The 7,940-nt window shown below is 63.9% G+C and carries 6 protein-coding genes and 1 CRISPR repeat array; all 6 genes read right to left on the bottom strand.

From position 1 onward, the window contains the following. Positions 1–132 precede the first annotated feature (132 nt). Positions 133–2,272: direct repeats of the CRISPR family, unit length 32 nt; unit sequence GTTTCGATCCACGCTCCCGCGAAGGGAGCGAC. 220 nt (positions 2,273–2,492) lie between these two features. The 6 genes from cas2 to cas5c are packed head-to-tail and all read right to left on the bottom strand — an operon-like array spanning position 2,493 to position 7,881. After that, positions 2,493–2,783, bottom strand: a complete 291-nt coding sequence (gene cas2 / locus IEV75_RS03995; protein ID WP_188451245.1) for a CRISPR-associated endonuclease Cas2 — start codon at positions 2,781–2,783, stop codon at positions 2,493–2,495. Positions 2,784–2,786: 3 nt separating this feature from the next. Beyond that, on the bottom strand, positions 2,787–3,827 hold the full coding sequence (gene cas1c, locus IEV75_RS03990) for a type I-C CRISPR-associated endonuclease Cas1c (protein ID WP_188451244.1): 1,041 nt from the start codon (positions 3,825–3,827) through the stop codon (positions 2,787–2,789). An 18-nt stretch (positions 3,828–3,845) separates the two neighbouring features. Beyond that, on the bottom strand, positions 3,846–4,478 hold the full coding sequence (gene cas4 / locus IEV75_RS03985; protein WP_188451243.1) for a CRISPR-associated protein Cas4: 633 nt from the start codon (positions 4,476–4,478) through the stop codon (positions 3,846–3,848). A gap of 9 nt (positions 4,479–4,487) precedes the next feature. Then, on the bottom strand, positions 4,488–5,408 hold the full coding sequence (gene cas7c / locus IEV75_RS03980) for a type I-C CRISPR-associated protein Cas7/Csd2 (RefSeq protein WP_188451242.1): 921 nt from the start codon (positions 5,406–5,408) through the stop codon (positions 4,488–4,490). Further along, positions 5,405–7,210 carry a type I-C CRISPR-associated protein Cas8c/Csd1 gene (gene cas8c / locus IEV75_RS03975; protein WP_188451241.1) on the bottom strand — a complete coding sequence of 602 codons (1,806 nt, stop codon included), beginning with the start codon at positions 7,208–7,210 and terminating at the stop codon, positions 5,405–5,407. The genes cas7c and cas8c overlap by 4 nt, the downstream gene beginning before the upstream one ends. Further along, positions 7,207–7,881: a type I-C CRISPR-associated protein Cas5c gene (cas5c, locus tag IEV75_RS03970; RefSeq protein WP_188451240.1), complete on the bottom strand. Its 675-nt coding sequence runs from the start codon at positions 7,879–7,881 to the stop codon at positions 7,207–7,209. The genes cas8c and cas5c overlap by 4 nt, the downstream gene beginning before the upstream one ends. Positions 7,882–7,940: the final 59 nt, after the last annotated feature.

The raw sequence follows: 7,940 nt of genomic DNA, 5'->3' as shown, positions 1-7,940 counted from the left end.
CCGCCCCTCACCCCTAGCACTCGCAGCCACGACACAAAAATACCCCCAGCCAGAAACCGGCCAAAAGGAAGCTGAGCACTCCGCAACGCCAACCGATACTGGACGAACTTCTACTTCTGACAGTCTCATCACGTTCTCATCCACGCCCCCGCGAAGGGGGCGACCTCAGCACTTCATGCTTGGAATCGGTCGAGCGGAAGTTTCGATCCACGCTCCCGCGAAGGGAGCGACGATCGGCGGGGAGTTCAGCTTCTCCAATAATCTGGTTTCGATCCACGCTCCCGCGAAGGGAGCGACTATCAAGCCGGCAAAGCGCGAGTTCGGCGACATGTTTCGATCCACGCTCCCGCGAAGGGAGCGACATGCGGTGGCGCGCGGCGCCGTACCGGGCCGCGATGTTTCGATCCACGCTCCCGCGAAGGGAGCGACCTGCCAACTCCTGCGGATTGTCCGCCCACTTGATGGTTTCGATCCACGCTCCCGCGAAGGGAGCGACCGCGGCGGTGCAGTATCCACGCACCGCGCGTGATGTTTCGATCCACGCTCCCGCGAAGGGAGCGACTCCGAGCCCCAGTCCGCCACTGTCCGAATAGGAATGTTTCGATCCACGCTCCCGCGAAGGGAGCGACCTGGTCTTCAGCTGTCCGCCCTATTGGAATCTGGTTTCGATCCACGCTCCCGCGAAGGGAGCGACGATGGCGGCTGGCAGGCTCTGACCTTCTACTTGGTTTCGATCCACGCTCCCGCGAAGGGAGCGACGTGACGCCAAGGCCAAGGCCGAGCTGCACAAATTGTTTCGATCCACGCTCCCGCGAAGGGAGCGACGGCGCTGCCACCCTTACCGGCGCTGCCGGGCTCGTTTCGATCCACGCTCCCGCGAAGGGAGCGACTATCAAGCCGGCAAAGCGCGAGTTCGGCGACATGTTTCGATCCACGCCCCCGCGAAGGGGGCGACATGCGGTGGCGCGCGGCGCCGTACCGGGCCGCGATGTTTCGATCCACGCTCCCGCGAAGGGAGCGACCTGCCAACTCCTGCGGATTGTCCGCCCACTTGATGGTTTCGATCCACGCTCCCGCGAAGGGAGCGACCGCGGCGGTGCAGTATCCACGCACCGCGCGTGATGTTTCGATCCACGCTCCCGCGAAGGGAGCGACTCCGAGCCCCAGTCCGCCACTGTCCGAATAGGAATGTTTCGATCCACGCTCCCGCGAAGGGAGCGACCTGGTCTTCAGCTGTCCGCCCTATTGGAATCTGGTTTCGATCCACGCTCCCGCGAAGGGAGCGACTGCCTCTCGTCCAATGGGTGAGGGTTCGGGCTCGTTTCGATCCACGCTCCCGCGAAGGGAGCGACCGCCCGAGCTTGGCACCCCGCTGACCGGGGTGACGTTTCGATCCACGCTCCCGCGAAGGGAGCGACGGCGCACGCCGGTCAGGGCGATGGAACCGGCATCGTTTCGATCCACGCTCCCGCGAAGGGAGCGACCTGGGGCCGGTGTCCGTACCAGAGTAACGCGTCGTTTCGATCCACGCTCCCGCGAAGGGAGCGACGCCCGCCCCGCACCGAGATCCTCGATCTCCAGCGTGTTTCGATCCACGCTCCCGCGAAGGGAGCGACATCGCTCCAGGCGGAACGGACCCGTTAAAATTCAGTTTCGATCCACGCTCCCGCGAAGGGAGCGACCGCCCAGCCGCTGGCAGGGGGCGAGGTTTCCGATGTTTCGATCCACGCTCCCGCGAAGGGAGCGACGTTCTGCGCGCGCTGGGTGCGGCTGGACAGGACGTTTCGATCCACGCTCCCGCGAAGGGAGCGACACCGGGCTGCCGGTGACATCGCCATTGGCGTCGAGTTTCGATCCACGCTCCCGCGAAGGGAGCGACCGCTGACCACCACCTCTTCCAGCGCGTCCATCTCGTTTCGATCCACGCTCCCGCGAAGGGAGCGACATCGCCCGGTGCACTTCATGCTTGTTGTCGGTGGTTTCGATCCACGCTCCCGCGAAGGGAGCGACGCTCAAAGGCTTTGCGCGGTGACGGCGATTGTGGTTTCGATCCACGCTCCCGCGAAGGGAGCGACCTCGGTTGTCGGCTTCTCGTCGCCTGCACAAATTGTTTCGATCCACGCTCCCGCGAAGGGAGCGACCCGTCTCGCGCTCCCATTGCTCGCACACTGCGGTGTTTCGATCCACGCTCCCGCGAAGGGAGCGACGAGGCGGCGTTGCTAGCGCTTGGCGAACGCGTCGTTTCGATCCACGCTCCCGCGAAGGGAGCGACTGCATAGGCCTTATCATGTTGTGCAGTCATGGGAAAACGGGAGTGTTGCGCGAACCTGTACCTTTCCGGCCTCAGGATAGCGGTTGTTGTTTTACGGAACGCTTAAATATGGCGTGCGGTAAGGTCGATGAATCTTTCGCGAACCTGCGGGCGTATCGCCAACCGATTCAGGTTCGCGCATGTCTGCGGCTGAGTGTATCCAGTTAGTAATGCACGTTGGTCAGAATAATAGCGGGCCTTCCAAGTCGGGCACTTCTTTGGCGCCGATGTGTTCAATACGGCGCTTGCCCTCAGCACCCAGACGGTAGAAGCGCAGACTGTCTTCTTTCTCGTCGATTTCTGCAATCAGACGGGCGCGCAATTCGACCCATTGCGCAGGCTCAAGCTCGCATTCGAATACTGAGTTTTGTACGCGCTGGCCGAAATCAAGACAGGCGCGCGCCACGCGGCGAAGACGCTTCGCGCCCCCCGGGCTCGCGGTGCTGACATCGTAGGTTACAAGCATCAGCATGGATCATCTCCAGATAAAGGGCGGGTAGCCATCCAGATCGCCGCGAAGGTGCCGCGACAAGAGACGCGCCTGAAGATGAGGTACAAGGCCCATGGGGGCGACTTCGCCGAGGAAGGGGTGGCGCAACTCGCGCTTCTTGCGCTCCTGCCAGGCGACGAGGACCTGTTTGCGGCCGTCGTCTGTCAGGCTGACCGCACCCCCCGCATCCACCACAAAATCGCGTGCCTTTACCTGCCCGCGATTGATGAGCGTCAGCGCAAGCCGGTCTGCCAGCACAGGCCGTAATTCCTCCATCAGATCCAGCGCGAGGCTCGCCCGGCCGGGCCGGTCAGCATGCAGGAGGCCGACCTGCGGGTCGAGGCCAACGCCCTCCAGTGCAGACCGGCAGTCGTGGCCCAGCATGGCATAGAGGAAGGACAGAAGCGCGTTGACGCGATCCAGAGGCGGGCGGCGGGACCGGCCGTTGAAACTGAAGGCGTCTCCACCTGCATGCAGCATTGCGTTGAATGCGCCGAAATAGGCGTTACCGGCTTCGCCCTCATGCCCCCGGAGAACATCGATCTGATCTGCGGCTGCGGCTCTTCGGGCGATGTGCTGCAGCCGGAGGGATGCCTGCTCCAGAGAGGCAGCTGCGGCGGGCTGGATTTTTTCCCCATGGTCGCGAAGGGCGCGCCGGATTACCGTGCGCTGGTTCGCTGCTTTGGCCGTGACAATGCCGCGCACCACGGGCGCGCACTGATCACCATCATCGGCAAGCCGGTATTGCCTGCGCCGCAGCAGTACATTGCCTGAGCGCGGTCCCTCCATGCGCGCCAGAAAGCGCCCATTGGGGGTAAGGAAGGACACGGTGATAGCCTTCTCGGCACATGCGGCGAGCAGGGCAGGGGAGGCGCCTGTCCGGTTAAAGCACACCACGCCTTCGATCACATGAAGGGGAACGCGCCCGCGTTCGGCGCCCTCCGCCTCGACCACCAGGTTTTCACCGTCCTTACGCAGCCAGGCGTCCTCGCTGGTGACGTAGATCGTGTTGAGCAGTTTGCGCATGGCCGTTTCCGCCCTGTTTCAATCGCCGAGCTGGCGGGCGAGCCAGCGCGATACGCCGGGCGGCTTTTCCAGCTTGTCCGGCAAGCACTCGCTGGCCAGCGAACAGCGCTTGCAGGCTGGCGTTCTGCGTGGCGGCGGTGTCCGGCCATCCGTGATCATCGCGCGGCAGGCGGCGGCGGTTTCGCGCACCAGCGCGCGCAGATCCTCGTCAAAGCGCACAACCTGCCGTTTGCGGGTCTGGCCGTAGAACAGCGCACCTTCGGGCACATCCACGCCGAACATTTCTTCGAGACAAAGTCCTTGTGCGCACAGCTGAACCTCGTCGGCGCGGTGGGCCTTGGGCCGGCCGCGCTTGTACTCCACCGGGTAGGGTGTCTTTCCATGAAATTCCACGGCATCGGCTTTGCCCGAAAGGCCCAGAGCCAGCGAACGCAGGGTCAGGCCGCGTACGATACGCACACCTGCGCGCCGGTCGGGCCGTGCGCCGTCCACGCGCTCATGCATCAACCGCCCCTGCATGGTCGCCGCATCCTCAGTCCAGATGCGTTCCACATGGATCAGCGCGCACTGGCGCGGGCAGAAGAGGTAATGCTGCAACGCCGACACCGGCGTCAGCGTTGTCTCGCTGTTCCTGTCCAGGGGCGGCTGCATGGCGCTTTCCTAGTACTCGACAATCTCCACGCCTGCGGGCAGGCCGTCACGGTCGATGACGACCTCGTAATCGCTCCAGTGGCGCGCGGGCGGCCAGTTATGGGTGGAGCTGTCGCCTGCGGGGCGGCGCTCGCCCTCAAACACCCGGCGTGTGGTCACCCGGTCGAACAGGGACTGGGCCTGCGTATTGCCCAGTGCGCTCTCGTGCCGGAACACGATCAGCTTGCGCGTGGCCATCTCGCCGCGCGCGGCCGATCGGTCATGGTCGAACATGTTCGATAGTGCCTGCCAGAGCAGTTTCAGATCGTCTTCTGAAAAGCCGGTGCCCTTGGTCTCATGGCTGGCCAGCGGAGCAGAGATGAAGCCGTGGGCGCGGTAAAGGCCGTAGGGCACGATATGCTTGCGGCCCATGGTTCGCCCGCCCTTGTCCTCGGCGTCTTTCTCGGTAGTGGCCGCCATGCGGGTGATGGATATCTCCAGCGGCAGGATTGGCTCGATCGAGCGCGCGAAGGTGAACTGCACAGGCCCGCGCACCTGACCCGCATTCACGCCAGTGCTCATCACTGCGCCGAAGGTTCGGATGTCCCAGAAATTCGCACACATCCAGGCGGTCAGTTCGCGGGCTTTCTGCTGGTCCTTGGGCAGCCTCTTGAAATCCTCGTCCTTGGTGATCTCGGGCAGAACTGCGGTCCAAGCCTCTTTGTGCAGGAGGTTCAGCGTAGAGCCCTCGGACATGTAAATCCGGTGCCCGCTGGCCATGGAGACATAATTGCGCACTTTGCGCTTCAGGGCGACATCGGAGACGAGGCCCTGATTGGTCTCCGGATCGAGGCGCGGCATGTTGCCGGCATCGGGGTCGCCATTGGGATTGCCGTTGGCGACGTCGAAATACAGGACGAATTCGTGACGGTTCGTGACCGGGTTGCTCATGCGTCGGCTCCTTCTATCTCTTCGGGGAGCGTCTCGGCGCTGAGCGCATCGCCCTTCTCATTAGTCAGCTTGGTGGCGCGCTGGTGGTAGTATCCAATGGCGAACTCGCCCTGATCGGTCAGGCGCAGGGAGCGTGGCCAGATGCCGCCCGGCCCCGGCTTGAAATGGCCGTTGATCTCCTCCAGCTCGCGCTCGATCAGGTTCGCCCAGCCGGGCTTTTCCTTGCGCACCTTGGCCAGATGATTCTGGCCGCCGCGCACGATGAGCGGGAACACGCCTGCGGGCGTGGCCGAGGCCGCGCCGAAATAGCGGTCGCGGATCGTGGCGTTGACTTTGCCCAGTGCGGCGCGCTGGGCCATCTCGTAGACGGCGAACAGCCGGCCGAGCTGGTAGCCGGTGTTTTCATGGCTCCTGTCGAGGCCCATGGGAATCTCCCTTTTCTTCGGGGTAGCAGAATGTCGGCGCTGGCGGTTGAGAACGGCGCGAATGACCGCCGCGTGCCAGCCCGTGGCGGCGCTGTCGCCCGCCCGCAGGCGGATGATCGCGGCGGATAGAAGGCTTTGCGGATAGCTTGTGCCGGTCAGCACCGCACACATGACCTCTCCTGCCAGAAGCGGCGGAATATTCTTGAAGTCGCCCTGAGCCGCCGTGGTGCGCACCAGCAATCGGCTGACCGACGGCGCTGCGCCCCAGCCCAGCGGCTCCGGCTCCAGACTCAGATCTGCGTGGTGTTGCGCCAAAGCCCTGGCGAAGTGCTCAAGATCGCCCGTCAGCCAGAAGCGCACTGACAGACGCGCGGCATTGGGCGACAAACCGAGGACGTGGAACTGCGTGCCTTCAGTGATGTCCGGGCGTATGGATTTGAGCGGCTTGCCTTTCGCGATCTGCTTCAGGTCTTCGTGAATGGTGGCAGCTTCCACCTCGTCGGAAATGTCGGGATCGATGCAGCGTGCGAAAAAATTGTCGGCCGCTTCCGCAGCCTTGGCCTCGCTGGCGTCGGCCCAGAACACGACTGTAGCGTCGCCAATAGGCCTGCGCAGACGGTTGGGCCCGTCGCGGGTGAGGAGATGGTTGAGCGCCGCGCCATAGCGGAAGGCCGCGCCCTCCGATGTGGGTGCATTCTCGCCTTGCTCCTTGCCCAGCGAGGTGAAGGCGTCGAGATTGAAGGATACCAGCGCCGCACCGGACGATTGGGCCCCCTCCACCCCCTTTATCGTTGGGTGCAGCCGCGCGGGCGGACCCGCCTCGCCGGTGATCAGGCAGATCACGCTGTTTTCACCGCCTGCTGCCTCGGCCCGTCTGGCGACAAGCGCCTCCGCCGCCGGGCGCTCATGCAGATAGCAGCGCTCGCCGCGTAAGCGGAACATCACATTGGCGTCGAGCATGTCTTCGGTGAAAGGTGCCTGATCGAAACGCTCCGGCGTCCAGCTGGTCAGGAAGCTTCGCAGAGCCGCCAGCCCCTCGTCGCCTTCTCCCTTCAGCGCATCGATGTGTAGGGTACGGAAGGCTTCATGCTCTTCGGCCGTGCGCTTTCCCGAGCCCGCCGTGCGCCCCAGCACGTAGGCGGTCTTGTCCCAAAGGAAGTTGGGCGCAATCCCGACCGTCCGCTTGACGGCGGCTGGCACGGTATGGCTCTTCACCTGTGGCTTCTTGCCGGAGAGGTCGTGCAGGTTTTCCACATCCACGACCGTCCCGTTGGAGCCGAGCACGATGCACCAGCCGAATTTCTCGGGACTCCAGCCCGGCTTCGCGACGGCGGGAATGCGATCATAATAGCGGTCAAGCGCCTGCAGCACGCTCACCGCACCGTCTCCTGCGCGTGAAAGGGCGGCACCTCGATCATGCCGTCGCGCATTTCAGCGCGGAAAAAGCGCGACTCGTTGCGCCCACTCTCGAAATCGATGTCGTGCAACATCCAGCCGAGATCGGCGTCGCGTTTATCGGGGTCCAGCTTGCAGGCGGGCAGGGGGTCACCGTCCCCGATCAGGGCGAATTCGGCGGGAAATTCGCGCGTGCCAAGACAAGGGCGGTGGAAACACTGGCCCTGGCCGGCGCGCCGGTTGAACATGGAGATGTGCTTGGCCGGTGTGTCATCGTCGCCAGCCTTGTCCGTCATCTTGAAATGCGCCTCGATCACATAGGCCACATCCACCAGCACCATCGCGGCACGCTGCTGGCGGTTCTCATCTACCACAATGCCCAGCCCCTCGGTCGTGCCGCGCTTCATGGCGCTTGCGGCGTTGGCTGCGCTCGCCTTGGCGCCGACCTCGTTGCGCCGGATGGACTGGAACCGGACCGGTTTGAGGACGTGGATGCGATCCACATGCCATCGGATCGCTGGTTTCCAGTGGATGGCTTCCAGGATGCCCCGCGCGGCGGACGGCGTCATGACATCATAGCTGACGCGCTCGACCTTCATTTCCGGACGGGTGAAACAGGCGTAATCGCCCCAGACGTGCAGACGGATGGTCAACCCGATTATCTCCCCAGCCTTATGTTCGTTATCTTTGCGCAACCGTGCCGTGCAGCGCA

Source organism: Glycocaulis albus (assembly GCF_014639075.1).
GTDB classification, from domain to species: Bacteria; Pseudomonadota; Alphaproteobacteria; order Caulobacterales; family Maricaulaceae; genus Glycocaulis; species Glycocaulis albus.
The sequence above is the reverse complement of the archived record's forward strand: the minus strand, read 5'-3'. Positions and strand labels throughout refer to the sequence as shown.

Bases quoted from the DNA above. Each gene is read 5' to 3' on its own strand.
- cas7c (WP_188451242.1), bottom strand. From the start codon at position 5,408: ATGAGCAACCCGGTCACGAACCGTCACGAATTCGTCCTGTATTTCGAC.
- cas4 (WP_188451243.1), bottom strand. From the start codon at position 4,478: ATGCAGCCGCCCCTGGACAGGAACAGCGAGACAACGCTGACGCCGGTG.
- cas1c (WP_188451244.1), bottom strand. From the start codon at position 3,827: ATGCGCAAACTGCTCAACACGATCTACGTCACCAGCGAGGACGCCTGG.
- cas2 (WP_188451245.1), bottom strand. From the start codon at position 2,783: ATGCTGATGCTTGTAACCTACGATGTCAGCACCGCGAGCCCGGGGGGC.